Annotated in this window: 21 protein-coding genes; 11 read left to right on the top strand and 10 right to left on the bottom strand. The window is 73.1% G+C overall.

All coding sequences use genetic code 11. The annotated features are described in order from the left end of the window. The first annotated feature begins 45 nt into the window (after positions 1-45). The 5 genes from lspA to A8713_RS07785 all read left to right on the top strand — a co-directional run bounded on the left by lspA (position 46) and on the right by A8713_RS07785 (position 4687). A complete protein-coding gene (lspA, locus tag A8713_RS07805) occupies positions 46-708 on the top strand; it encodes a signal peptidase II (RefSeq protein ID WP_064532527.1) in 663 nt (220 codons plus the stop codon). A gap of 111 nt (positions 709-819) precedes the next feature. Continuing rightward, positions 820-1764: an RluA family pseudouridine synthase gene (locus tag A8713_RS07800; protein WP_064532525.1), complete on the top strand. Its 945-nt coding sequence runs from the start codon at positions 820-822 to the stop codon at positions 1762-1764. Further along, complete coding sequence (locus tag A8713_RS07795) at positions 1761-2231, top strand: GNAT family N-acetyltransferase (protein ID WP_064532523.1); 471 nt, start codon at positions 1761-1763, stop codon at positions 2229-2231. The genes A8713_RS07800 and A8713_RS07795 overlap by 4 nt, the downstream gene beginning before the upstream one ends. Before the next feature lie 93 nt (positions 2232-2324). Beyond that, a complete protein-coding gene (locus tag A8713_RS07790; protein WP_064532521.1) occupies positions 2325-3911 on the top strand; it encodes a Na+/H+ antiporter in 1587 nt (528 codons plus the stop codon). Positions 3912-3946: 35 nt separating this feature from the next. Next, entirely contained in the window at positions 3947-4687 is a 741-nt protein-coding gene (locus A8713_RS07785) for an SDR family NAD(P)-dependent oxidoreductase (RefSeq protein WP_064532518.1), read from the top strand. 16 nt (positions 4688-4703) lie between these two features. Here the strand turns inward: A8713_RS07785 and A8713_RS07780 are convergent, their stop codons facing one another. After that, positions 4704-5846, bottom strand: coding sequence for a mechanosensitive ion channel family protein (locus A8713_RS07780; protein ID WP_064532516.1), 1143 nt, complete (start codon positions 5844-5846; stop codon positions 4704-4706). Positions 5847-6000: 154 nt separating this feature from the next. Between A8713_RS07780 and A8713_RS07775 the strand changes: the two genes are divergently transcribed. Continuing rightward, the gene (locus A8713_RS07775; RefSeq protein ID WP_064537309.1) at positions 6001-6573 is read left to right on the top strand and encodes a dienelactone hydrolase family protein; all 573 of its coding nucleotides are present in this window, start codon (positions 6001-6003) and stop codon (positions 6571-6573) included. A gap of 25 nt (positions 6574-6598) precedes the next feature. Here the strand turns inward: A8713_RS07775 and A8713_RS07770 are convergent, their stop codons facing one another. From A8713_RS07770 to A8713_RS07755, 4 genes are all read right to left on the bottom strand, one after another. Then, the gene (locus A8713_RS07770; protein WP_064532514.1) at positions 6599-8284 is read right to left on the bottom strand and encodes an alkaline phosphatase D family protein; all 1686 of its coding nucleotides are present in this window, start codon (positions 8282-8284) and stop codon (positions 6599-6601) included. A 129-nt stretch (positions 8285-8413) separates the two neighbouring features. Further along, positions 8414-9232, bottom strand: coding sequence for a thioredoxin domain-containing protein (locus A8713_RS07765; RefSeq protein ID WP_064532513.1), 819 nt, complete (start codon positions 9230-9232; stop codon positions 8414-8416). A gap of 90 nt (positions 9233-9322) precedes the next feature. After that, positions 9323-10039 carry a hypothetical protein gene (locus A8713_RS07760; RefSeq protein ID WP_064532511.1) on the bottom strand — a complete coding sequence of 239 codons (717 nt, stop codon included), beginning with the start codon at positions 10037-10039 and terminating at the stop codon, positions 9323-9325. Between the two features lie 69 nt (positions 10040-10108). Continuing rightward, positions 10109-11458 carry a DUF2252 domain-containing protein gene (locus A8713_RS07755; protein ID WP_064532509.1) on the bottom strand — a complete coding sequence of 450 codons (1350 nt, stop codon included), beginning with the start codon at positions 11456-11458 and terminating at the stop codon, positions 10109-10111. A 254-nt stretch (positions 11459-11712) separates the two neighbouring features. Here A8713_RS07755 and dnaE point away from each other — a divergent pair, with 254 nt between their 5' ends. Next, positions 11713-15252 carry a DNA polymerase III subunit alpha gene (gene dnaE, locus A8713_RS07750; RefSeq protein ID WP_064532507.1) on the top strand — a complete coding sequence of 1180 codons (3540 nt, stop codon included), beginning with the start codon at positions 11713-11715 and terminating at the stop codon, positions 15250-15252. Positions 15253-15351: 99 nt separating this feature from the next. Here the strand turns inward: dnaE and A8713_RS33755 are convergent, their stop codons facing one another. Further along, positions 15352-15525, bottom strand: a complete 174-nt coding sequence (locus A8713_RS33755; RefSeq protein WP_173860813.1) for a hypothetical protein — start codon at positions 15523-15525, stop codon at positions 15352-15354. 236 nt (positions 15526-15761) lie between these two features. Here A8713_RS33755 and A8713_RS07745 point away from each other — a divergent pair, with 236 nt between their 5' ends. The 4 genes from A8713_RS07745 (at position 15762) to A8713_RS07730 (ending at position 19839) form a co-directional block, all read left to right on the top strand. After that, positions 15762-16982, top strand: a complete 1221-nt coding sequence (locus tag A8713_RS07745) for an NYN domain-containing protein (RefSeq protein WP_064532505.1) — start codon at positions 15762-15764, stop codon at positions 16980-16982. A gap of 128 nt (positions 16983-17110) precedes the next feature. After that, positions 17111-18085: an ABC transporter ATP-binding protein gene (locus A8713_RS07740; RefSeq protein ID WP_064532503.1), complete on the top strand. Its 975-nt coding sequence runs from the start codon at positions 17111-17113 to the stop codon at positions 18083-18085. Positions 18086-18134: 49 nt separating this feature from the next. Then, positions 18135-18965 (top strand): ABC transporter permease, encoded by an 831-nt coding sequence (locus tag A8713_RS07735; protein ID WP_064532501.1) that lies wholly within the window; start codon positions 18135-18137, stop codon positions 18963-18965. Positions 18966-18999: 34 nt separating this feature from the next. Beyond that, positions 19000-19839, top strand: coding sequence for a DUF2567 domain-containing protein (locus A8713_RS07730; protein WP_237305318.1), 840 nt, complete (start codon positions 19000-19002; stop codon positions 19837-19839). A 785-nt stretch (positions 19840-20624) separates the two neighbouring features. Here A8713_RS07730 and ybaK read toward each other — a convergent pair. The 4 genes from ybaK to A8713_RS07710 form a co-directional block, all read right to left on the bottom strand. Continuing rightward, on the bottom strand, positions 20625-21125 hold the full coding sequence (gene ybaK / locus A8713_RS07725; RefSeq protein ID WP_064532497.1) for a Cys-tRNA(Pro) deacylase: 501 nt from the start codon (positions 21123-21125) through the stop codon (positions 20625-20627). 51 nt (positions 21126-21176) lie between these two features. Then, on the bottom strand, positions 21177-21917 hold the full coding sequence (locus A8713_RS07720; RefSeq protein ID WP_064532495.1) for an LON peptidase substrate-binding domain-containing protein: 741 nt from the start codon (positions 21915-21917) through the stop codon (positions 21177-21179). Between the two features lie 11 nt (positions 21918-21928). Further along, positions 21929-22978, bottom strand: coding sequence for a hypothetical protein (locus A8713_RS07715; RefSeq protein WP_064532493.1), 1050 nt, complete (start codon positions 22976-22978; stop codon positions 21929-21931). Between the two features lie 230 nt (positions 22979-23208). Beyond that, entirely contained in the window at positions 23209-24792 is a 1584-nt protein-coding gene (locus A8713_RS07710; RefSeq protein WP_064532491.1) for a hypothetical protein, read from the bottom strand. Positions 24793-24995 lie beyond the last annotated feature (203 nt).

The following is a 24995-nucleotide window of genomic DNA, read 5'->3' as shown; positions in this document are numbered from 1 at the left end:
GCCGTAGTCTCGTCCTCAGTCAGGTACCTAGGTCGAGGGACTCACGTGGCAGAGGCGGAGCGCATCATCGGTACGCCGGACGACACCCCGGACGCGGAGCGTCCCGGGGAGCAGCGGCAGCCCGACGTCGCGGCGGAGACGGCCGCACCAGCAGGGACGACGCCGGACGCCGGTGGCGGCGCGCCGAAGGAGTCCGGCGCCGCCGCGGACGGGCCGCCGCGGGGCAGGCGCCGCGTCGGCGTGCTGTTCGCGGTGGCCGCTGTGGCGTACGCCCTCGACCTCGTCAGCAAGATCCTCGTGGTGGCCAAGCTGGAGCACCACGCCCCGGTGCGGATCATCGGGGACTGGCTCCAGTTCCAGATGATCCGCAACTCCGGCGCCGCCTTCAGCTTCGGCGAGGCGTACACGGTGATCTTCACGGTCATCGCCGCCGCCGTGATCGTGGTGATCGTCCGGCTGGCCCGCAAGCTGTACAGCCTGCCCTGGGCGTTCGCGCTCGGCCTGCTGTTCGGCGGCGCGCTGGGCAACCTCACCGACCGGATCTTCCGCTCGCCGGGGGTCTTCAAGGGCGCGGTCGTCGACTTCATCTCGCCCAAGCACTTCGCCGTCTTCAACCTCGCCGACTCGGCGATCGTCTGCGGCGGCATCCTGATCGTGCTGCTCTCCTTCGGCGGCCGGGACCCGGACGGCACCGTCCACAAGGACTGACGGCACCGTCCACCACGACCGGGGCCCGCACCGGCGCCCGCCGGGGGGAGGCCGCACCCGGCGGACGCCCGCGCGTACGGGAGTGTCCGGCCCGTCCGGCATACTCGACGGGTGAGCACCCTTCCCGAGATCCGTACCCTGCCCGTGCCCGACGGCCTGGAGGGCGAGCGTGTCGACGCCGCCATCTCCCGCATGTTCGGCTTCTCCCGTACGAAGGCGGCCGAGCTGGCCGCGGCGGGCAAGGTGCTGGTCGACGGCACGGCGGTCGGCAAGTCCGAGCGGGTGAGCGGCGGCGCCTGGCTGGAGGTCGAGATGCCGCAGGCCCCCGCGCCCGTGCAGCTCGTCGCCGAGCCCGTGGAGGGCATGGAGATCGTCCACGACGACGACGACGTCGTCGTGATCGTCAAGCCGGTCGGCGTCGCGGCGCATCCCAGCCCCGGCTGGAGCGGACCCACGGTCATCGGCGGGCTCGCCGCCGCCGGGTACCGCATCTCGACCTCGGGCGCCGCCGAGCGCCAGGGCATCGTGCACCGCCTGGACGTCGGCACCTCCGGCCTGATGGTGGTCGCCAAGTCCGAGTACGCGTACACGTCGCTCAAGCGCCAGTTCAAGGAGCGCACGGTCGACAAGCGCTACCACACCCTGGTCCAGGGCCACCCCGACCCGACCAGCGGCACCATCGACGCCCCCATCGGACGCCACCCGAACCACGACTACAAGTGGGCGGTCACCGCCGAGGGCAAGCCGTCCGTCACGCACTACGACCTCATCGAGGCCTTCCGCGCCGCCTCCCTGCTCGACGTGAAGCTGGAGACCGGCCGCACCCACCAGATCCGCGTCCACATGGCCGCCCACCGCCACCCCTGCGTCGGCGACCTCACCTACGGCGCCGACCCCACCCTGGCCAAGCGGCTGAAGCTGACCCGGCAGTGGCTGCACGCGGTGCGGCTCGGCTTCGAGCACCCCGGCGACGGCCGCTGGGCGGAGTTCGCCAGCGACTACCCGGCCGACCTCCAGCAGGCCCTGGACCAGGTCCGCGAGGAGACCTACGCGTGACCCGGGCCGCGTACCGGACGCGGGTGGCCGCCGGCGCCGCCGACCGCGAGGCGTGCTTCGCGGTGCGCAAGGAGGTCTTCGTCACCGAGCAGGGCGTCCCCGAGGACCTGGAGTACGACGAGCTGGACGCCGTGGCGGTGCATGTGCTCGCCGTCCGCGACGACGGCACCCCGCTCGGCACCGGACGGCTGCTGCACGGCGCGGCGGCGGCCGGCCGCACCGGCGGCGACCCGGCCGTCGGCTCGCTGGGCCGCCTCGCCGTCACCGCCGCCGCCCGGGGCCTCGGCGTCGGCGCGGCCCTGGTGCGCGCCCTGGAGGACGCGGCCCGCGCGCACGGCCTGACCGCGATGGACCTGCACGCGCAGACCCACGCCCTCGGCTTCTACGAGCGGCTGGGCTACACGGCCCACGGCCCCGAGTTCCCGGACGCCGGCATTCCGCACCGGGCCATGCGGCGCGCCCTGTAGCCGCGGCCACGCGGTTCCCAGCAGGCCGACGCGGCGGACGGCATGGCACGCTGGAGGCTGCCGTGTGAACGTCCGACCCCCGGAGCGCCGAGCGTGGATCAGTTGGCCCTGTTGTTCGTCGTCCTGCTCGGGGCCGTGATCAGCGTCCCCATAGGGGACCGGCTCGGGCTGCCCGCCCCGGTGCTGATGACGCTCCTCGGGATCGTCCTGGCGGTCCTGAACTTCGTGCCGAACGTCGACATCCCGCCCGAGCTGATCCTGCCCGCGCTGCTGCCGCCGCTGCTCTACGCCGCCGTACGGCGCACCTCCTGGCGGCAGTTCGCGGCGAACAGACGGCCGATCTTCCTGCTGGCCGTGGCCCTGGTGTTCGTCACCACCCTGTGCGTCGCGGTCGTCGCCCACACCATCGTGCCGGGGCTGCCGCTGGCCGCCGCCGTGGCGCTCGGCGCGCTGGTCGCGCCGCCCGACCCGGTCGCGGCGACCGCGGTGGCCGGACAGCTCGGGCTGCCCCGCCGCCTGGTGTCCATCCTGGAGGGCGAGGGCCTGTTCAACGACGTCACCGCCATCGTGCTCTACCACGTCGCGATCGCCGCCGCCGTCAGCGGCGAGTTCTCCGCCTGGCAGGCCGGACTCGACCTGGTGCTGTCCGCGGTGGTCGCCGTGGTCATCGGCGTCGCCCTCGGCTGGGGCGCCAACAAGCTGCTGGACCTGCTGGGGGACGCCACCCTCCAGATCGGCCTGACGCTCCTGGTGCCGTACGCCTCCTATGTGCTGGCCGAGGAACTGCACGGCTCCGGCGTCCTCGCCGTGCTCACCACCGCGCTGTTCCTGGCCGAGTACGCCTACGGGGCCGACGACGTGATGAGCCGGCTGGCCGGGCACACCGTCTGGGACGTCGTCGACACCCTCGTGACCGGAGTCGCCTTCGGACTGATCGGCCTGGAGCTGCACAACGCGATCCGCACCGCGTCCGGCCGCTGGCTGGAACTGCTCGGCTGGGCCGGGGTGGTCGTGGGCGTCGTGATCCTCGTCCGGCTGCTGTGGCTGCTGCCCGCGACCTGGCTCACCCAACGTCTGCACGCCCGGCGGGACTACGACGAGGACATCCCGACGAGCTGGCGGGAGACCGTCGTCATGTGGTGGTCCGGGATGCGCGGGGTGGCCTCGGTGGCGCTGGCGCTGGCCATCCCGCTGAAGACGGACAGCGGCGCGCCCTTCCCCGACCGCGACGAGATCGTGTTCATCGCCTTCGGCGTGATCATGGTGACGCTGGTGCTCCAGGGGCTCACCCTGCCGTGGCTGGTCAAGCGGCTCGGGGTGCGCGCCGACACCGAGCGCGAGAAGGAGTTCGAGAAGGAGCTGGCGGTGCGGGCGGCGCGGGCGGCCAAGCGGCGGCTGAAGGAGATCGAGTCGGTCGAGGACCTGCCCGACGAGGTCTTGGAGCAGATGCTGCGGCGCGCCTTCGAGATCGGCCTGCGGATCAACCCGCAGATCGGCGACGAGGAGCGCCGGGAGGCCCAGGAGCACCGGGTGCGCCGGATCAAGCGGCTGCGCAGGATCCAGGCCGAGATGCTGAGCGCCGCCCGGCACGAGGTGCTCGCCGCCCGCAGCGAGCCGGGCGCCGACCCGGAGATCGTGGACCGGGTGCTGCGCCACCTCGACGTGCGCAGCCTGCGCTGACCCGTCGGCGGCCGGGCCGAACTAGTCTCGGTGGCATGACACGCAACGTAGTGATCAGCGGTGGCGGTACGGGCATCGGGCTGGCCGCGGCGCGGGCGTTCGCCGCGGACGGGGACCGCGTCCTGCTGCTCGGACGGCGCGAGGAGGTGCTGCGCGAGGCACGGGTGCCGGGGGCGCTCGTCCGCGCGGCCGACCTCACGGACGTGGACGACGTACGGCAGGTCGCCCGCTTCGTCGCCGAGGAGATGGGCGCCGTGGACGTGCTCGTGCACAGCGCGGGCGGCTCCGGGCTGCTGGAGGAGCGGCCGGAGCGGGACGACCCGCTGGAGCGGACCGCCGACGACTGGACCCTCAACTTCCGGCTCAACACGCTGACCGCCGTGCTGCTCACCGAGGCCCTCAGACACCGGCTCGCCGAGCCCGGCGGGCGGGTGCTGTTCCTCAGCTCCATCGCCGCCTACCGGGGCTCGGGCAGCGGTGCCTACGGCGCGGCCAAGGCGGCCCTGCACCCCTACGCCCACGATCTGGCCCGCCAGTTGGGCCCGCACGGCATCACGGTGAACGTGGTCGCCCCCGGCTACATCGAGGACACCGGCTTCTTCGGCGACGCGATGGACGACGAGCGCCGCGCCCGGCTCGTCGCCGAGACCTCGACCGGCCGTGCCGGCACCCCCGGCGATGTCGCCGCCACCCTGCACTGGCTGGCCTCCCCGGCCGCCGCGCACGTCACCTCGCAGGTCGTCCAGGTCAACGGCGGCGCCGAGCGCGGCCACTGAACGGCCGGCGGCCCCGTCAGCCGCGTCCGGCGCGGGACGCGTCCAGGCCGGTGCGCGTCCCGTCCGGACCGGCGACGGGCACCGGCCGGTCCCCGTGCCCGTCCCCGGCGGCGCGGTCCCGCGGCGGCACCGCCTCGCCCGTGTTGACGCGGGGCAGCGCGTACGGGTGCTCCTCGCACAGCCACCGGAGCATCTGCTCGCGCACCGCGACCCGCACCGTCCAGATGTCGTCGGCGTCCTTCGCCGTCACCAGCGCCCGCACCTGGACGGTGGTGGGCGTGGTGTCCGTGATCTGCACGTTGCAGGCGCGGCCGTCCCAGGCCGGGCAGGTGCGCAGGATGTCGCGCAGCTTGTCGCGCATCGCCTCCAGCGGCGCGGAGTGGTCGAGGTGCCAGAAGACGGTGCCGGTCATCTGCGGGGTGCCGCGCGACCAGTTCTCGAACGGGTTGGACGTGAAGTAGGAGACCGGCATGGTGATCCGGCGCTCGTCCCAGGTCCGTACGGTCAGGAAGGTCAGCGTGATCTCGTCGACGGTGCCCCACTCGCCGTTGACGACGACGGTGTCGCCGATGCGCACCATGTCGCCGAAGGCGATCTGGAGCCCGGCGAACATGTTGCTCAGCGTGGACTGCGCGGCGACACCGGCGACGATGCCGAGGATCCCGGCCGAGGCCAGCAGCGAGGCACCGGCCGCCCGCATCGCCGGGAAGGTCAGCAGCATCGAGGCGGCGGCCACCACGATGACGACCGCGGTGACCACCCGCATGATCAGCTCGACCTGGGTGCGCACCCGGCGCACCCGGGCCGGGTCCCGCTGCGCTCGGGAGCTGGCGTAGCGGGAGTACGAGGTCTCGACGACGGCCGCCGCGATCCGGACGGCCAGCCAGGCGGCGGACCCGATCAGCACCAGGGTCAGCGTGCGGCCGACGCCACCGCGGTGCTCCTGGAGGAGTTCGGCGCGGTCGTAGGAGCCTCTGAGCAGGGCGGAGCACAGGACGAGCTGGTAGGGCACGCGGGCCCGGCGCAGCAGTCCCCACAGCGGTGTCTCGTGGTGCCGTTCGTCGGCCTTGCGCAGCAGCAGGTCGGTGGTCCAGCCGATGAGCAGGGTGAGGACGACCGAGCCGCCGATCACGGTCAGCGGGCGGAGTGCGTCTTCCATGCCTGCGAACGTAACCGGCGGCGGCCGGGGACGAACATGTGTCTTCCGGCGGTTCGTGGGTAGGGCCGGGCCCGTGTGGCGAGGCCCACGCAGGACGTTCACATCCGGGCGGGTGCGCTCGGGCGTCGTCGTACCCGGCTGGCACCATGGCCTCATGAACATCATGCTCTTCCACTCGACCTACGGCCTCACCCCCGCGGTGCGGCAGGCCGCCGACCGGCTGCGCGCCGCCGGGCACGAGGTGTGGACGCCCGATCTCTTCGCGGGCCGTACGTTCGACTCCGTCGAGGAGGGCATGGCCTTCAAGGACGAGACCGGCAAGGACGAACTGCTCAGACGGGCGGTGCTGGCCGCCGCCCCCTACTCGGAACGCGGCCTGGTCTACGCCGGGTTCTCCTTCGGCGCCTCCGTCGCGCAGACCCTCGCCCTCGGCGACGACAAGGCCCGCGGCCTGCTGCTCCTGCACGGCACGTCCGACATCGCGCCGGGCGCCCAGGCCGACGAGCTGCCCGTCCAGCTGCACGTGGCCGAGCCGGACCCGTTCGAGACGGACGACTGGCTGAGCGCCTGGTACCTCCAGATGGGCCGCACCGGCGCCGACGTCGAGATCTACCGGTACGCCGGGGCCGGCCACCTCTACACCGACCCGGACCTGCCGGACTACGACGCGGAGGCCGCCGAGGCCACCTGGCGGGTGGCGCTCGGCTTCCTCGACAGCATCGGCTGAGCCCGCGCCGAAGAGGCCCGGAGTCCTAGACGGGGTCGTACGCCCGCTCGACCTTCTGCGTGCCGCTGCGGGTGCGGTACGAACGGGCCCAGGACGACGTGGCGTCCGCCCGGGTGCGGTCGGAGACGACGTAGTAGTCCATCTGCGCGCGCTCGGCGGTGATGTCCAGGACGCCGTAGCCGTGGCGGTCGGTGTCGACCCAGTGGACGTGCCGGTTGGCGGCCCGGATCACCGGCGCGGCCAGTGCCGAGACGGTGCCCTCGGGGACCTTGACCATGTCGTCGAGGTTGTCGGAGGTCAGCGAGGTGACCACGAACTCGGTCGCGGCCGACGCGGACAGCGGATAGGTCCCGGCGTCCACCGGCACGTCGTTGGCCCACGCCATGTGGATGTCCCCGGTCAGGAAGACGGTGTTGCGGATGGCGTTGCCCCGCAGATGGCCGAGGAGTTCGCGGCGGTCGTCGGTGTAGCCGTCCCACTGGTCGGTGTTGATCGCCAGGCCCTCCCGGGGCAGCCCCAGCAACTCGGCGAGCGGCTTCAGCAGGTCCGCCGAGAGCGCGCCGACGACGAACGGGGAGATCATCACCGAGTTGCCGACCAGCCGCCAGGTGGTGTCCGAGGCCGTCAGGCCCGCCTTGAGCCAGTCCAGTTGGGCGCGGCCGGTGAGGGTGCGGTCCGGGTCGTCGACCGATCCCGAGCCGGTGGACGCCTGCTGCGAGCGGAAGGAGCGCAGGTCGAGCAGGGACAGATCGGCGAGCTTGCCGAAGCGCAGCCGCCGGTAGGTGGTGCCCGCGATCGCCGGGCGCACCGGCATCCACTCGAAGTAGGCGCGCTTGGCGGCGGCCTGGCGGTCGCTCCAGGCCCCCTCGGCGCCCTCGGTGTGGTTGACCGCGCCGCCCGACCAGGCGTTGTCGGCGAACTCGTGGTCGTCCCATATCGCGATGACCGGCGCCCGGTGGTGCAGTGCCTGGAGGTCGGGGTCGGTCTTGTAGCGGGCGTGCCGGATCCGGTAGTCGGCGAGCGTGAGGATCTCGTGCGCCGGTTCGTGCGGGCGCACGACCGTGCCCCGGGCCGCGTACTCGCCCGACCTGTACTCGTAGATGTAGTCGCCCAGGTGCAGCCAGGCGTCCAGGTCGCCGCGGTCGGCGAGGTGGCGGTAGGCGGCGAAGCGGCCGGCCTCCCAGTTGGCGCAGGAGACCACGCCGAAGCGCAGGCCGGACACGGCGGCGTCGTGGGCGGGCGCGGTCCGGGTGCGGGCCACGGGCGAGTCGGTGCCGCCGGCCGAGAAGCGGAACCAGTAGTCGGTGGCGGGCCGCAGGCCGCGGATGTCGGCCTTGACGGTGTGGTCCGAGGCCGCGCTCGCGACGGTGGAGCCGCGGGCGACGACGGTGGTGAACGCCCGGTCGGTGGCGACCGCCCAGCTCACCTCGGTGTCGGGACCGGCACCGGAACCCGGCAGGGCCTCCGGGACCGGGGTCACCCGGGTCCACAGCAGGACGCCGTCGGGCAGCGGGTCGCCGGAGGCCACCCCGTGCAGGAAGGCGGGCGCCCCGGTCGCGGCGCGCGCGGGCAGCGCGGCGGCGAGCGGCGCGGCCAGGACGGCACCGGCCGCGGCGGCCTTGACGACCGTACGGCGGCGCGGGCCCGGCGCGGGGCCGTCGGCGCGAAGAGGGGTCTGGGCAGGGTCGGACGCTCTGTGTCGGCTGGTCACGGCCGATCACATTACTGACCGGTACGCGCAAAGAGCGGGCGAACGGGGAAAGTTCGCCCGCTCTTCAGCGGGGATTGGCGCAGGGCCGTGCGAACCGGGACGGATCCGGCGCGCAGCGGCCCGGCCGGGTCAGCCCTTCAGTGCGGCGCCGACCACCGAGTCGAAGTCCTCCACCGTCATCGGCGCGTTGTCCGAGCCGGGGGTGGTGAGCTTCTTGCCGTTCATGACCAGGCTCGGGGTGCCCTTCACGCCGTCCTTGTTGTCGTCGAAGGACTTCGACATGGCCATGGCCCAGGCGTCGTAGGTGCCGTTCTTCACGGCGGTCTGGAACTTGGCGTTGCCCTTGAGCGCCGGGACGGTGTCCGCTATCTGGATGAGGTAGCTGTCGCTCTTGAGCTTGTCGTCGTTCTCGTCCGGGTGCCACTTGGGGGAGTAGAGCGCCGTCTTGTACTCCAGGAACGCCTCGGGGCTGACGTTGAGCGCGGCACCGAGGGCGCTCAGCGCGTTCTTGGAGCCCTCGCCCTGGTCGTGGTCGTCCAGGAAGGTGCCGGAGATGAACTGCATCTTGAACTTGCCGTCGTCGATGTTCTTCTTCAGGGTCGCACCGACGGTCTGCTCGAACTGGGCGCAGACCGGGCAGCGCGGGTCCTCGTAGACCTTGAGGGTCTTGGCGGCCGAACTCTTGCCGAAGACGACCGTCGTGCCGTCCTTGCCCGAGGTGTTGGCGGGCGCGACGACCTTCTCGTCCTGCACGGCCTCCCAGTGGCCGGGCTTGTTGGCCTGGACGACGGCGTAGCCGATGCCGCCCGCCGCCGCCAGCACCGCGACGACCGAGACGCCGACGATGACCTGCCGCCTGACCTTGGCCCGCTTCGCCTCGCGCTCACGCTCGACGCGCAGCCGCTCCCGGGCCGCCGTCTTCGCCGACTGGCTGTTCCGCTTGCTCATGGTGGTGTTCTCCCTGTGGGCCGCGCAGCCTGGTGCGCGGACGTACGTGTGACGTGGTGGGGACCGGTCGGCCCGGACCGGTGCCGCCCCTCAGCCGAGGGCGAGGGCGGGCCGGTGGGCGCGGACGGCCGGGCGCGGCGGACCGCGTCGTCCCAGGGAGTGCACGAGGAGGCGGGCGCGCAGAGCGGTGCGGTGCGGCGCGGGGCGCGTCGGGCGCCGGACGGTGCCGCGCCGGCGGACCGTGACCGCCGCGACCGCGAGCAGCAGCGGCCGGAAGGTGGTCGCGGCCACCGCCCGCACCAGCTGGGCCAGCGCCCGCTCGCCGCGGCGCAGCCAGCCCGCCGCGAGCAGGCCCACGGCGACGTGCGCGGCCAGCAGCAGCCAGGCGGTCGCCGGGTCGGCGTGCGCGAGCAGCAGCGCGAGCCGGTCGGTGTCGGCGCCGGTCATCCGGGCCAGCGGCATGCCGACATGGGTGCTGCTGCCGCACAGCACGTCCCAGCCGACCGAGCGCAGCGGACCGGCGAGCGGGCCGCCCGCGCTGCCGTAGCAGACCTGCTGGCCGGTGGTGAAGACGGTGTCGGCGGCCAGTTCCAGCGGGATCAGCAGGGCGGCGATCCGGCCGAAGCCGCGTTCGCGGCCCGCCAGGGCGTAGGCGAGGACGAACACGGCGCCCGCGACGGCGGCCACCGTGTTCAGCGGCAGCGGGACCTGGGACAGCAGGATGTGCGACGCGGTGCTGAGCGTCACGACCACAGCCGTGAACAGCGCCGCGCGCACGGCTCTGAGTCGGGTCCCGGATATGTCCATAGCAGAAGGAGAGTGTGGCACGTCCGCCGGTAAGGCGCCCCTAAAGGGTCCCTGTGAACGTCCCTGTCGTCACAGACCCGGAATACGACCGTTGCGGAACAGGTCGACGAAGATCCGGTGGTCCTCGCGCGCGCGGGCCGCGTAGGTGTGCGCGAAGTCCACCAGCATCGGGGCGAAGCCCTCCTCGTCGGCCGCGATGGCGGCGTCGATGGCCCGCTCGGTGGAGAACGGCACCAGGGACTCGCCGGACTGGTCGTCGGCCGCCGCGTGCATGGCGGCCGTGGCCCGGCCGAGGTCGGCGACGACCTGTGCGATCTCCTCCGGGTCGTCGATGTCGCCCCAGTCCAGGTCGACGGCGTACGGCGAGACCTCGGCGACGAGCTGCCCCGCGCCGTCCAGCTCGGTCCAGCCCAGCCACGGGTCGGCGTGCGCCTGGAGGGCGCGCTGGGAGATCACCGTGCGGTGGCCCTCGTGCTCGAAGTAGTCGCGGATCGCCCGGTCGGTCACGTGCCGCGAGACGGCCGGGGTCTGGGCCTGCTTGATGTAGATCACGACGTCGTTCTCCAGGGCGTCGCTGTTGCCCTCCAGCAGGATGTTGTACGAGGGCAGCCCGGCCGAGCCGATGCCGATGCCCCGGCGCCCCACGACGTCCTTGACGCGGTAGGAGTCCGGGCGGGTCAGGGACGACTCCGGGAGGGTCTCCAGATAGCCGTCGAAGGCGGCGAGCACCTTGTAGCGGGTGGCCGCGTCCAGCTCGACGGAGCCGCCGCCGGGCGCGAAGCGGCGCTCGAAGTCGCGGATCTCGGTCATCGACTCCAGCAGGCCGAACCGGGTCAGCGAGCGGGCGTCGCGCAGCGCGTCCAGGAGCGGGCCCTCGGCGGTGTCCAGGGTGAAGGGCGGCACCTCGTCGCTCTTGGCGCCGGTGGCCAGGGCGTGCACCCGCTCGCGGTAGGCGCGCGCGTAGACGCTCACCAGTTCGGTGATCTGCCGGTCGCCGAGCGCCTTCGCGTACCCCACCAGGGCGACGGAGGCGGCGAAACGCTTGACGTCCCAGGTGAACGGGCCGACGTACGCCTCGTCGAAGTCGTTGACGTTGAAGATCAGCCGACCGTTCGAATCCATGTACGTACCGAAGTTCTCCGCGTGCAGATCGCCGTGGATCCACACGCGCGAGGTGCGCTCGTCCAGATACGGTCCGGCGGCGGCCCGCGCGCCGTCCCCGCCGGGGCCCTGGGCGGCCAGGTCGTGGTAGAAGAGGCACGCCGTGCCCCGGTAGAACGCGAAGGCCGAGGCCGCCATCTTGCGGAACTTCACGCGGAAAGCGGCCGGGTCGGCAGCCAGCAGCTCGCCGAAGGCGGTGTCGAAGACGGCGAGGATCTCCTCGCCGCGCTGCTCGTCGCTGAGCTGGGGGACCGACATCGCGGGTGCCTCCTGGGGGTGGTGCGTGACATGGGCGGACGGTGGGAGACCGGGGCGGGGCCGGGGCGGGTCGCCCGGCTCTCCGGCTCCTCGGGTCCTCCCGGTCAACGTCCGGCGCCGCGGGGGAGTGCCCGGTTCCCCGCCGAAGGTACGCCCGGCCGGACTCCGGGTGTCAGTGCCGGGGCATAGACTTCGACGCTGTCCCCCAGACTGTCCGCAGCCCGTCGCCGAGAGCTCTCCCAGGAGGCCGCACCGTGTCGAAGCCGCCGTTCACGCACCTGCACGTCCACACCCAGTACTCGATGCTGGACGGTGCCGCGCGGCTGAAGGACATGTTCGACGCGTGCAACGAGATGGGCATGTCGCACATCGCCATGTCCGACCACGGCAACCTCCACGGGGCGTACGACTTCTTCCACTCCGCGCAGAAGGCCGGGGTCACCCCGATCATCGGCATCGAGGCGTATGTCGCGCCCGAGTCCCGGCGCAACAAGCGCAAGATCCGCTGGGGCCAGCCGCACCAGAAGCGCGACGACGTCTCCGGTTCCGGTGGTTACACCCACAAGACGATGTGGGCGGTGGACCGCACGGGGCTGCACAACCTCTTCCGGCTCTCCTCCGACGCCTACGCCGAGGGCTGGCTCCAGAAGTGGCCCCGCATGGACAAGGAGACCATCGCCCAGTGGTCCCAGGGCATCGTCGCCTCCACCGGCTGCCCCTCGGGCGAGGTGCAGACCCGGCTGCGTCTGGGCCAGGACGAGGAGGCGCTGAAGGCCGCCGCCGACTACCAGGACATCTTCGGCAAGGACCGGTACTTCCTGGAGCTGATGGACCACGGCATCGACATCGAGCACCGGGTCCGCGAGGGCCTGCTGGAGATCGGCAGGAAGCTCGGCATCCCGCCGCTGGTCACCAACGACTCGCACTACACGTACGCGCACGAGGCCGGCGCCCATGACGCCCTGCTGTGCATCCAGACCGGCAAGAACCTCTCCGACCCCGACCGCTTCAAGTTCGACGGCACCGGCTACTACCTGAAGTCCACGGAGGAGATGTACGCCATCGACTCCTCGGACGCCTGGCAGCAGGGCTGCGCCAACACGCTCCTGGTGGCCGAGATGGTCGACACCACGGGCATGTTCGAGAAGCGCGACCTGATGCCGAAGTTCGACATCCCCGAGGGCTACACCGAGGTCACCTGGTTCAAGGAGGAGGTCCGGCGCGGCATGGAGCGCCGCTTCCCCGGCGGTGTCCCCGAGGACCGCCAGAAGCAGGTCGACTACGAGATGGACGTCATCATCTCGATGGGCTTCCCGGGCTACTTCCTCGTGGTCGCCGACTTCATCATGTGGGCCAAGAACAACGGCATCGCGGTCGGCCCCGGCCGAGGCTCGGCGGCCGGTTCGATCGTCGCGTACGCCATGGGCATCACCGACCTCGACCCGATCCCGCACGGTCTGATCTTCGAGCGGTTCCTCAACCCCGAGCGCATCTCCATGCCCGACGTCGACATCGACTTCGACGAGCGCAGGCGCGTGGAGGTCATCCGGTACGTCACGGAGAAGTACGGCGCCGACAAGGTCGCCATGATCGGTACGTACGGCAAGATCAAGGCGAAGAACGCGATCAAGGACTCCGCGCGGGTGCTGGGCTACCCGTACGCGATGGGCGACCGCATCACCAAGGCGATGCCGGCCGATGTCCTGGGCAAGGGCATCGATCTCAACGGCATCACGGACTCCTCGCACCCCCGGTACTCGGAGGCCGGCGAGGTCCGTGCGATGTACGAGAACGAGCCGGACGTGAAGAAGGTCATCGACACCGCGAAGGGCGTCGAGGGCCTGGTCCGGCAGATGGGCGTGCACGCCGCCGGTGTGATCATGTCCAGCGAGACCATCACCGAGCACGTCCCGGTCTGGGTGAGGCACACCGACGGGGTGACCATCACGCAGTGGGACTATCCGAGCTGTGAGTCGCTCGGCCTGCTGAAGATGGACTTCCTGGGCCTGCGCAACCTGACGATCATGGACGACGCCGTCAAGATGGTGAAGTCCAACAAGGGGATCGACATCGATCTCCTGGCGCTGCCGCTGGACGACCCGACGACCTTCGACCTGCTCCAGCGGGGCGACACCCTGGGCGTCTTCCAGTTCGACGGCGGGCCGATGCGTTCCCTGCTGCGGCTGATGAAGCCGGACAACTTCGAGGACATCTCCGCCGTCTCGGCGCTGTACCGGCCCGGTCCCATGGGCATGGACTCGCACACCAACTACGCGCTGCGCAAGAACGGCCTCCAGGAGATCACCCCGATCCACAAGGAGCTGGAGGAGCCGCTCGAAGAGGTCCTGGCCGTCACCTACGGCCTGATCGTCTACCAGGAGCAGGTGCAGAAGGCCGCGCAGATCATCGCGGGGTACTCGCTCGGCGAGGCCGACATCCTGCGCCGGGTGATGGGCAAGAAGAAGCCCGACGAGCTGGCGAAGAACTTCACCATCTTCCAGGCCGGCGCCAAGAAGAACGGCTACAGCGACGAGGCGATCCAGGCGCTGTGGGACGTGCTGGTGCCCTTCGCCGGGTACGCCTTCAACAAGGCGCACTCGGCCGCGTACGGACTGGTGTCGTACTGGACCGCCTATCTGAAGGCCAACCATCCGGCCGAGTACATGGCGGCCCTGCTGACCTCGGTCAAGGACGACAAGGACAAGTCGGCGGTCTATCTCAACGAGTGCCGGCGCATGGGCATCAAGGTGCTCCCGCCCAACGTCAACGAGTCCGAGGCGAACTTCGCCGCGCAGGGCGATGACGTGATCCTCTTCGGTCTCTCCGCCGTCCGCAACGTCGGCACCAACGTGGTGGAGTCGATCATCCGGAGCCGCAAGGCCAAGGGGAAGTACTCCTCCTTCCCCGACTACCTCGACAAGGTCGAGGCGGTGGTCTGCAACAAGCGCACCACCGAGTCGCTGATCAAGGCCGGCGCCTTCGACGAGATGGGCCACACCCGCAAGGGCCTCACCGCGCAGTACGAGCCGATGATCGACAATGTGGTCGCGGTCAAACGCAAGGAGGCCGAGGGGCAGTTCGACCTCTTCGGCGGGATGGGCGACGAGCCCAGCGGCGAACCCGGCTTCGGGCTGGACGTGGAGTTCACCACCGAGGAGTGGGACAAGACGTATCTGCTCGCCCAGGAGCGGGAGATGCTCGGCCTCTACGTCTCCGACCACCCCCTGTTCGGCCTGGAACACGTGCTCTCCGACAAGGCCGACGCGGGCATCTCCCAGCTCACCGGCGGTGAGCACGCCGACGGCGCGGTCGTCACCATCGGCGGCATCATCTCCGGCCTCCAGCGCAAGATGACCAAGCAGGGCAACGCCTGGGCGATCGCCACCGTCGAGGATCTGGCCGGATCCATCGAGTGCATGTTCTTCCCGGCGACGTACCAGCTCGTCTCCACCCAACTCGTCGAGGACGCCGTCGTCTTCGTCAAGGGACGCCTCGACAAGCGCGAGGACGTGCCGCGCCTGGTCGCGATGGAGCTCCAGGTCCCCGACCTGTCCAACGCGGGCGCCAACGCGCCCGTGGTGCTCACCATCCCGGCCACCCGGATCACCCCGCCCATGGTCAGCCGCCTCGGCGAGATCCTCACCCACCACCGGGGCGACAGCGAGGTCCGGATCAAGCTCCAGGGCCCGTCCAAGACGACCGTGCTGCGCCTCGACCGGCACCGGGTCAAGCCCGACCCCGCCCTCTTCGGCGATCTGAAGGTCCTGCTCGGCCCGTCCTGCCTGGCGGGCTGAGCCCGGCGGCCGGACCGGCGACGACGAGGGGCGTTCCCGTGCGCATCGGGTACGCCCCTCGCGGGTGCCAGGGCCCGGTGAACGGCCCTCGTGCCGGTCTCAGTTGTGGCCGAAGCGCTTCTGCCGGCCCTTGCGGGCCACCTCGGTGGGACTCAGCTGCGGCGCGTGGTGCTCGGACTGCGGTTCCGACACCGAGTGCTCCGACTCCCGCGGGCCGCCCGCGCCCACGGACGCCTTCTGCTTGCTGCGGTCCTGCTTGCGGTTCTTGGCCATGGTGATCAGCCTCCTGAAGGGGGTCTAGGGGCCAGGGCCGCGACCAGATTCACATATGGCGACAATGAACGCATGTCGGATAATTACCGTATGTAACAAGGGGCATCGGACCGCGGGCCGCCGAAACGCCACGCCGAAGATCGAGTTCGGGCCGTTAACCCGGTCGTGGTCGGGCAGACTCGAAACAAGCCCGAAGCACCTCCCTGAGCAACCTCCCCGGAAAGAGGGTGGATCGCGTGGACCGCTGCATCGTCCTGGTGGACGCCGGGTATCTGCTGGGGGCCGCCGCGAGCCTCCTCGCCGGTGAGCCGTCGCGGTCCCGGATCACGGTCGACCATGCCGCCCTGATCCAGGGGCTGCGCGAGCAGGCCGAGTCGGAGACCGAGCGCCCGCTGCTGCGCATCTACTGGTTCGACGGCGCCCCCGACCGCGTCCCGCAGCCCGAGCACCGCAGGCTGCGCGTGATGCCCCGGGTCACCGTCCGGCTCGGCGCGCTCACCCGCAGCGACGGGCGCTGGGCGCAGAAGGGCGTGGACGCCGCCATGCACGCCGAGCTGACCGAACTGGCCCGCAACCGCGCCTGCTCGGACGTGGTCCTGGTCACCGGCGACGGCGATCTGCTGCCCGGCATGATGGCCGCCAAGGAGCACGGCGTCGCCGTCCACCTGTGGGCCGTACAGGCCGCCGACGGCGACTACAACCAGTCCGAGGACCTGGTCGCCGAGGCCGACGAGCGCCGCGTCCTGGACCGCACCTGGATCACCAAGGCGGTCCGCGCCAAGGAGGCGGGCGGGGTGTGCGCCCCACCGCCGGTGCCCCGGCCCGAGATCGCCGCGATCCTCTCCGCGCCGCTGCCCGAGTCCGGCCTCTCCGCGTCCCGCGAGCGCCCCGCCGACCGCCCGCGCCATCCGGCCGACGCCGGTGAGCGCGCCGCCGCCGAGGAGCGGCTGCCCGCGGCCAAGGGCGTCCCCACCCCCAAGGACCTCGCCGCCCTGCGCGCCCCCGGAGCCCAGGGCGCCGACCGGCAGCCGGCCACCGCGACCCTGCGCTGGTCCTCCGACAAGGGCTGGGTGGACCGTCCCGGCACGGCCACCGAACCGCCCGAGGCCGCCTCCATGCCCACCCTCGCCCAGCTCACCACGGCCGAGCAGCGCTGGGCGGACCGCGAGGAGGACATCACGACCGTCGGTGGCGACCCGTACGAAGTAGGACAGGTGTTCGCCCGCCGCTGGGTGGAGCGCCTCGGCGACCAGGCCCACCTCCAGAAGCTGTCGTCGATGTACCCGCGGGTGCCGCACCGCGTCGACGGCGAGCTGCTGCGCTACGCCGCCCGATTCGGGCTGCTCGCCCACAAGGACGACCAGATCGACGAGCACGACCGGTACGCCATCCGGGCCGGGTTCTGGCGCGAGATCGACGTCCGGACGGACGCCGAGCACGTCCCGGCGGGCGACTGACCCGGGCCCCGGGGCCCCGCGGGAACCGGGAGAGGCCGCCCCAAGGACGAGTAAAGCCCGCGGACCCCGTAGTCTCGTCCCTTGTGAGTACGCGCGCGGCACCCGGACTTCGGCACACGGACGACGTCGTGTGCGCGGTGCGCGGACTGACCAAGACCTATCCCGCCGCCCGGGGCCGCCGCGGCACCCCGGCCACCCCCGAGGTGCGGGCCACCGACGACATCGGGCTCCAGGTGCGGCGCGGCGAGATCTTCGGGCTGCTCGGCCCGAACGGCGCCGGCAAGTCCACCCTGGTGCGGCAGCTCACCGGGCTGATGCGCCCCGACAGCGGCAGCGTGGAGATCCTCGGCCACGACATCGTGGCGCACCCCGAGCGGGCCGCCCGTGTCCTCGCCTACCTCGGCCAGGAGTCCACCGCCCTGGACGAGCTGACCGTCTCGCTCGCCGCCGAGACCACCGGCCGGCTGCGCGGCCTGGACGTCCGGCGGGCGCGGGCCGAACGGGACGCCGTCCTCGGCGAGCTGGGCCTCACCCCGATCGCCGGGCGCCCGCTCAAGAAGCTCTCCGGCGGCCAGCGCCGCCTGGCCTGCTTCGCCGCCGCGCTGGTCGGCGAGCGCCCGCTGCTCGTGCTCGACGAACCCACCACCGGCATGGACCCGGTGGCGCGGCGGGCGGTGTGGTCCGCCGTGGACCGGCGCCGCGCCGAGCACGGCACGACCGTGCTGCTGGTCACCCACAACGTCATCGAGGCCGAGACCGTCCTGGACCGGGTCGCCGTCCTGGACCGGGGGCGGGTCATCGCCTGCGACACCCCGGCCGGCCTCAAGGAGCGGGTCTCCGGAGAGGTGCGGGTCGAACTGGTGTGGCGCGAGCGTGCCCCGCTGGAGGTCCCCGAGGTCGCCGCCCTCCAGGACCGGGCCGCCCGCTCGGGGCGCCGCTGGACGCTGCGGCTCGCGCCCGAGGAGGCCCGCGCCGTCGTCGCCACGGTCACCGGCGGAGCCGCCTTCGCCGCCCTGGACGACTTCACCCTCACCACGCCCAGCCTGGAGGACGTCTACCTGGCGCTGGGCGGCGCCGCCCGGCAGGGGCTGGTCAAGGCATGACCGGGCCGGACCACGCCGCGGAGCGGAAAGCGATAAGGAGCAGTTCCACGTGAGTGTCGTATCCGCCGATGTGCCGGCCGCCGCGCCGGCCGCGCAGGACACCGGCCCCGCGCGGCGGGCGGCGGTCGCCGAGCTCGCGCCGCGGGCCCGGCTGTGGCCCTCCCTCGCGGCCGTGTACCGGGCGCAGCTGTCCCGGGCGCGGGTGGCCCGGATCCCGCTGCTGTTCGTGGCGACCTTCCAGTCCGTCGGCATCATGGTCATGATGCGGGGCGTGGTCAGCGGCGGCGGCGAGGCCCGGTCGGTGGTGGCGGGCGCGTCGATCGTCGTCGTCGCCTATGTCGCGCTCAACCTGCTCGCGCAGTACTTCGGCCAGCTGCGCGCCAGCGGCGGGCTCGACCACTACGCGACGCTGCCGGTGCCGCCCGCAGCCGTGGTGCTCGGCGCGGCGGCGGCGTACGCCTCCTTCACCGTGCCGGGGACGCTGGTGACGGCGGTCTTCGGGTGCGCGCTGTTCGGGCTGCCGCTGGGCAACCTGTGGGTGCTCGTGGCGGTGATCCCGCTCGCGGGCGCGGCCCTCTCCGGGCTCGGCGCCGCCTGCGGGCTGCTCGCGGACCGCCAGGAACTGGCCACGCTGCTGGGGCAGTTGGGTATGTCGGCGGCGCTGCTGCTCGGTGTGCTGCCGCCCGAGCGGATGCCGGAGCTGATCCGGCTCGCACGTGCCCTGCTGCCGTCGACCTACGGCGTGGAGGCGTACACCCGCAGCTTCGCCGACCACCCCGACTGGGCGTGGGTCGGCATCGACATGGCCGTGTGCGCCGGGGTCGGCGTGGTCTCGCTGGCCGTGGCGACCTGGGCCTACCGCCGGGCGGCCGTCCGGTGACGCGGCCCACAGAGTCACCTGGCACGATGACAGGGTGAGCGCTCCGTTGACTCCCCCCACGCCGCCGAACCGGCGGCCCGCCTCGTCCTCGCCGTCCTCTCCGTCCTCGCAGCCCTCCTCGTCCGGCGAGGACGCCGGGCCCCCGGCGCCGCAGCCGTCCGGGCCCGCGCCGCAGGACGGGCCGAGCGCCGAGGAGCAGGAGTACGCCCGCTCCTGGCGGGCACCGGGGAGCGGAGCGGGGACGGAGGGCTCGTTGTACGCACAGGACGGCCCCGGGATACGGGCCGAGCTGCGGGAGGCCGCCGTGGTCACGGTGGCCGTGGCGCTCGGCGGCGTACTGCTGGGCCTGCTGTGGCTGTGGCTGGCCCCGCGGGTGCTCATGGTCGGGACCGTCACCCAGGACAGCTGGGCCATCTACCTCAAGGACGTCGAGGGCGAACAAGCGATCGGCATCGACGGAACGTTCACGCTGCTGGCCGTCGGACTGGGCGTGCTGAGCGCCGTGGCCGTCTTCCTCTCGCGCCGCCGCGGGGGAGTGCCCCTGGTGGTGGCCCTCTGCGTCGGCGGCCTCCTCGGCTCGCTGCTGGCCTGGCGCCTGGGCGTGTGGCTCGGCCCCCAGCAGGACATCTTCGCGCACGCCAGGGCCGTGGGCCAGGGCAAGACCTTCCCGGCCCCGCTCCACCTCGGCGCCACGGGCGCCCTCCTGGCCTGGCCGCTGGCCGCGCTGGTGGTGCATCTGGCGCTCACGGCCCTGTTCGGCCCGCGCGACCCGGACCCGTACGAGCAGCAGGGCCCGTACGAGCAGGGCCCGGCCCAGGGCCCGGTCGCTGATCCGGCCGGTGGCCCCCAGGAGAGCGCTCCGCCGACGCCGTAGCCGTCGCCGCCGGACGGCCGACTCTCCGGCCCGGCCGGACCCGGACCGGTGCCGGTACCGCACTGCCACCGCAGCCGCCTCGACGGACGGCCGGACCGCAGGCGGGCTCGGCGGAGCCGGGACGGCGGGCGTCGCCCTGCTCGCCAGCGCCCGTAGCGGCGTTCTTCCGTCCCCTGTGCTCTGGGCCCGTGGCCTTGGCGGGCTGCCTGCGATCCGACTTCCGCCCGAGCCGGGTGCTACTGGCCGGATGGTCCGGCCAAGGGTGGTGCCCCGGCGCCGTAACCCTCCCCGGTGGACGGCCGGACCTCAGGTGGGCTCGGGGGAGTCGGGGCGGTGGGCGTCGCCCTGCTCGCGGTGGCCGCTGGCGGTGGGTCCGGCCGTAGCGGCACCTTTCCGGCCCTTGTGGTCTGGGTCCGTGGCATCGGCGGGGGCGGTCCGCGATCCGTCTTGCGGCCCGCGCCGGGAGCCACCGGCCGGACGTCCGGACCCGGGCCGGTGCCCCCGGCGCCGCAGTCGCCGTAGCTGCCCACCGGACTGCCGGCACCGGCCGGTGCCCACCGGCACCGCAACCGCCCCGGCGGACAGCCGGACCCCAGGCCGGCTCGGCGGGACCGGGAGCCGGGACGGCGGCCCGCGGTCCGCCCCTCCGCTCGCGTCGGAGCGCCTCCCCGGAATCACCTGCCGGGCGGCCGGACCCCGCTCACCGAAGCAGGCAGCAGGCAGCAGGGACCGGGATCCCGGAGCGGGGGAGCCGTGGGCCGGGAGCGGGAGCGGAGGGGGCGGGGTCAGGTCCGGCCGATCGGGGCCAGTACCGCCCCGGTCAGGCGGGCCAGGTCCGCCGGGGCGAGTTCGACCTCCAGGCCGCGCCGCCCGGCCGAGACGCAGATCGTGCCGTGGGCCGTGGCCGAGGCGTCCAGGACGGTGGGCAGCCGCTTGCGCTGGCCCAGCGGGCTGATACCGCCGCGGACGTAGCCCGTGGTGCGCTCCGCGAGGGCCGGGTCCGCCATCGCCGCGCGCTTGCCGCCGACCGCCGACGCCAAGGCCTTCAGATCGAGCGAGCCCGCGACCGGGACCACGGCCACCGTCAGCGCGCCGTCGACGTCCGCGACCAGCGTCTTGAACACCCGCTCCGGCGAGACGCCCATCGCCTCGGCGGCCTCCTCGCCGTAGGAGGGGTGGGCGGGATCGTGGTCGTAGGAGTGCACGGTGTGGGCCACGCCCGCCGCGGCCAGCGCCACCGTCGCGGGCGTCCCGCCCGACTGCTGCTTCTTCGCCTTCTTCGCCATCCGGCGCTGCTCTTTCTGCTCGGCTTCTGCTCGGCGTGCCGTGTCTCGGTGTCAGTTGAAGCTGGTCGGACCGCGGGTCAGCTCCTGGGCCGGCAGCGACGGCAGGCTGCGGATGATCGACGTCTCCGAGCGCAGCAGCCGCAGCTCGTCGCGCAGCCGCGAGGAGGTGTCCGGGGCCTGGAGCAGCCGCTGCCGGGTCGGGGTGTCCAGCACCATGGCCGCCGCCACCAGGTACGACACCACGCTCGGCTCGTCCGGGAGTTCCGCGCCCGTGGCCAGGGACCGCTCGCGCGCCCCGGCCAGCCGCTTCTGGTACTGGCGGAAGGACCGCAGCACCCCCTCGGCCAGGGCACCCGCCTCGTCGCCCGGCTCCTCGGGCAGCTCCTCCAGCTCGGCGGTGAGGAACGGCCCCGAGGCGTCCACCGACAGCAGCCGCACCCGGGTGGTGCCGGTGGCCAGCACCTCGAAGCTGCCGTCGGAGCGCTCCCGTATCGTCGCCGCGTCCGCCACACAGCCCACGCCGTGGAACGCCTTGGCGGGGTCGGGCCCGAAGCCGGCCGTGGGGCCGCGCTCGGGCACGGCGGTCGGATCCGGCAGGCCGGGGGCGCTGGGCGCCACCTCGTGGCCGTCGCGGATCGCCACGACGGCGAACCGGCGCGGCTCGTCCTCGGGAGTCTTGAGCAGGGTGCGCAGCATGGCGCGGTAGCGCTCCTCGAACACGTTCAGAGGCAGCACCAGCCCCGGGAACAGCACCGAGTTCAGGGGGAAGAGCGGAAGCCGGACGGTGGTCACGGCGCAAAAGCCTAATGGTCCCGCGGTCCGGCGCGTCCGCCGCGCCCGGTTCCGGTGCCGCCCGGGGCACCCGGCAGGGGCATCGAGCGGACGTCGGCGCGCAGTTCCAGGAACAGTCCGAGCGGATCGTCGGACACCCGGTCCCAGGGGAAGGACGTGGCGTAGGGGCCGATGAGCCGCAACTGCGCCAGCGCGTCCCGGTGGCGGCCCAGCCGGACCAGGACGTACGTCAGCAGATTGCGCAGCTCCGCCGGAGCGGGCGCCGCCGCCGGGAGCAGCGCGGACAGCGCGATGGCCCGGTCCGCCGCCGCGTCCAGCCGGGCCCGCCCCACCTCGGCCCCGCGCCCGGCGGCCAGGCAGGCGAGGGCGGCCCGCAGCGGCAGGCCCTGCACCAGGGCGTGCGCGGGGGCGTCCTGGGCCGCCCGGTCGGCGAAGTCGAAGCACTCGCGGTGCGCGCCGTGCGGGCCGTGGGCGGCCAGATAGCGCAGGGCGGCCACATGGCAGCCGTGGTGGTGCGGGGCGCGGCGGACGGCCGCCTCCCACAGCTCCTCGAAGTAGCGGTGCCCGGCGCGGCTGCCGCGCGCGTGGTCGAGGGCGACCCGCCAGGGCACCGGGTCCCGGTCGTCGGCGCGGGCCGCGGCGGTGATCAGCGGGCTGACCTCGCGCAGCAGATCGGCGCGGGCCGGTGAGGGCCAGGCGCGGTCCACCGCGAGCTGGGCGGCGACCAGCAGCGCGTCCGGGTCGCCGGGGGCGGCGGCGCCCCAGGCGTCCAGCCACTCGCCGCGCGAGCGCGCGAACGCGGCCAGATGACGCGCGTAGCGGTCGCGGTCCTCCCACTCGGCGCGCTCCCGGGTACCGGCGAGCAGCGCGGCGGCGGGTCCGTACGAGCCGCGGGCGGCGGCGACCAGGGCCGGACCGAGGCGTTCGTCGGGCGCGTCGAGAAGCACCTCGTCGTCGGCGGGCAGTCCGGTGGCGGGGGCGGCCCCGACGGTGGGGCGCCCGCTTCGCGGCATCCGGGTGGGGCGGATGAAGGGGGGCAGCAGAGCCATGGTGTCGACCATTGAAAGACGCAGGTCGCGGACGCGCCAGAGGGTGGGGGGAAGCCGGTGAAGGTTGTACGGCGGCCGGTCAAGGTCAGGTAAAGAGGTGACTGCCCATCAGGTGTCCGGACGCCGTCCGGACGTCCCGGCGGCGGCGTACGCACCGGCGTGCGCACCGGCGTACGCGGGCCTGCGGCAGGGGCGTACGGCAGCAGCGTACGGCCGGGCGGGGCGCCCCGCCTCGGGCGGGCTCAGCTGCGGCGCAGCAGCCGGGTCGCGCCCGCGGCCACCGTGGTGGCCAGGGTCCAGCCCGCCATGACCATCGCCGCCGCGAGCCACTGCCAGCCGCCGCTGAGCTGCCACTGGCTGACCTGGCCGAAGTCGATGACCGGGAGCAGCAGGTCGAGCGCGTACAGCGCCGGGTTCCACGGCGGGTGGTCGCCCGCGCCGGGCCCGGCGGCGGGCCGGCCCGCGTGCGCGAAGGCGAGCGAGCCCGCCGCCCACAGCACCGTCATCCACACCGCGGCCCGGCCCGGCCGGTAGCCGTAGGCCACCGTCCCGTCCTGCACATAGCCCCAGAGCCTGGCCGCGGGCGGCAGCGTCTCGCGGCGGCGGCGGTGCTTGGCGAGCAGCACCTCGCGGGCGTCCTCGTCCTCCCCGGCCTCGCGCAGCACCGCGGCCAGCCGCTCGTACGGCTCCGGGTTGTACTCGGCGGTCGCCGCCGCCACCCAGCCGAGGCGCTCGGCCAGCGGGAACGGGCCGCGCGGCACGAGGTTCTCGTAGACGAAGCCGCCCATGTGCAGACAGCCGGGTCCTGGCCAGCCGGCCGCCCGGTCGACGAGCGTGGAGATCCGCGCCCCGGACAGCACCACCTGGCCGCGCGGCAGCCGCTCCCCGAGGAAGCGCAGCTCGGGCGCCTGCACCCGGCGCAGCGACAGCGCCTGCTCGTCGGTGAGAGCGAACCGCGCGCCCTCCAGGTCGACGGCCTCGCCGAAGCGCCCGTCGTCCAGCCGCACCCCGCCCTGGCACTCGAAGTGCTGGATCCGCGTCCCGCGCGCCGGGGTGACCCCGCTCAGCAGCGGGGAGCCGAGGGCGGCCGGGGTCAGGTACAGGGTGCGCCCGACCGTCAGCTGCGGCGCGTTCAGCGCGAAGCGCGTGTACGGGCCGGCCAGCCGGGCGCCGCGCAGGCTCAGCGAGGCGCCTATCTTCGCGCTGCGCAGGCTCACCTCGCCGTGCGCCTGGAGCATCTCGGCCTGGAGGTCCTGGCCGACGGTGAGCCCGTCGGCGGCGATCGACCGCCCGGCGCGGTCGTGGTGCACGCTGGCCTGGTTGAGCAGCAGGTCCGTGCCGATGCGCGCGTCGGTGAGCCGGACGCCGGCCAGGAAGCGGCAGCGGGGCAGGTGCAGATCGCCCTCGGTGTGCACCCGCGCCGCCTCCAGGCGCGGCACCGCGCAGTCCACCAGGCGCACGGTGGTGAAGCGGGCCTCGGGCAGCAGCACCTCGTTCTCGAAGCGGCAGCCCGTCATCTCGACGTAGGGCACCACCGTGCCCCCGGCCAGGTCCAGCGTGCCGGTGATGCGCAGTCCGGTCAGCTTCAGGGAGGAGACACGCCCGGCGAGCGCGGGCGGTCCGTCCAGCAGCAGCCAGCAGACCACCCGCGCGCGGACGCTCCGCTGCGGCCCCCACGGGTGCAGTCCGTGCGGATCGTCCACCGCCGCGTCGCCGCCGCGCAGGTCGTACACGCTGCCGTTGCGGAAGGCCTGCCACATCCCGGCCTCGACGTCGGTCAGGTCGTCCGGCAGGTCCCCGGCACGGCTGCCGGTCCCCTCGGTCACGTTTCTTCCCTTCTTTCCCTGCTACCCGTGAGTTCGGTCGTTTTGTACAACCGGTGATGCCCGTTGTGTGACGGTCTGAACGCGGAATGTGAAGCGGATCTTCCGACTTGTACCGGAAGGCCGGAACCGTGCGCTCCCGGGCTCTGTATCAGCCATTGATACGGGCGCACGGGCCCGGAGCGCGGTCTGAGAGAATTGGAACC

The organism is Streptomyces sp. SAT1 (assembly GCF_001654495.1).
Classification (GTDB): domain Bacteria; phylum Actinomycetota; class Actinomycetes; order Streptomycetales; family Streptomycetaceae; genus Streptomyces; species Streptomyces andamanensis.
Note: the sequence above shows the minus strand (reverse complement) of the source record. Positions and strands in the feature narration are given on the sequence as shown.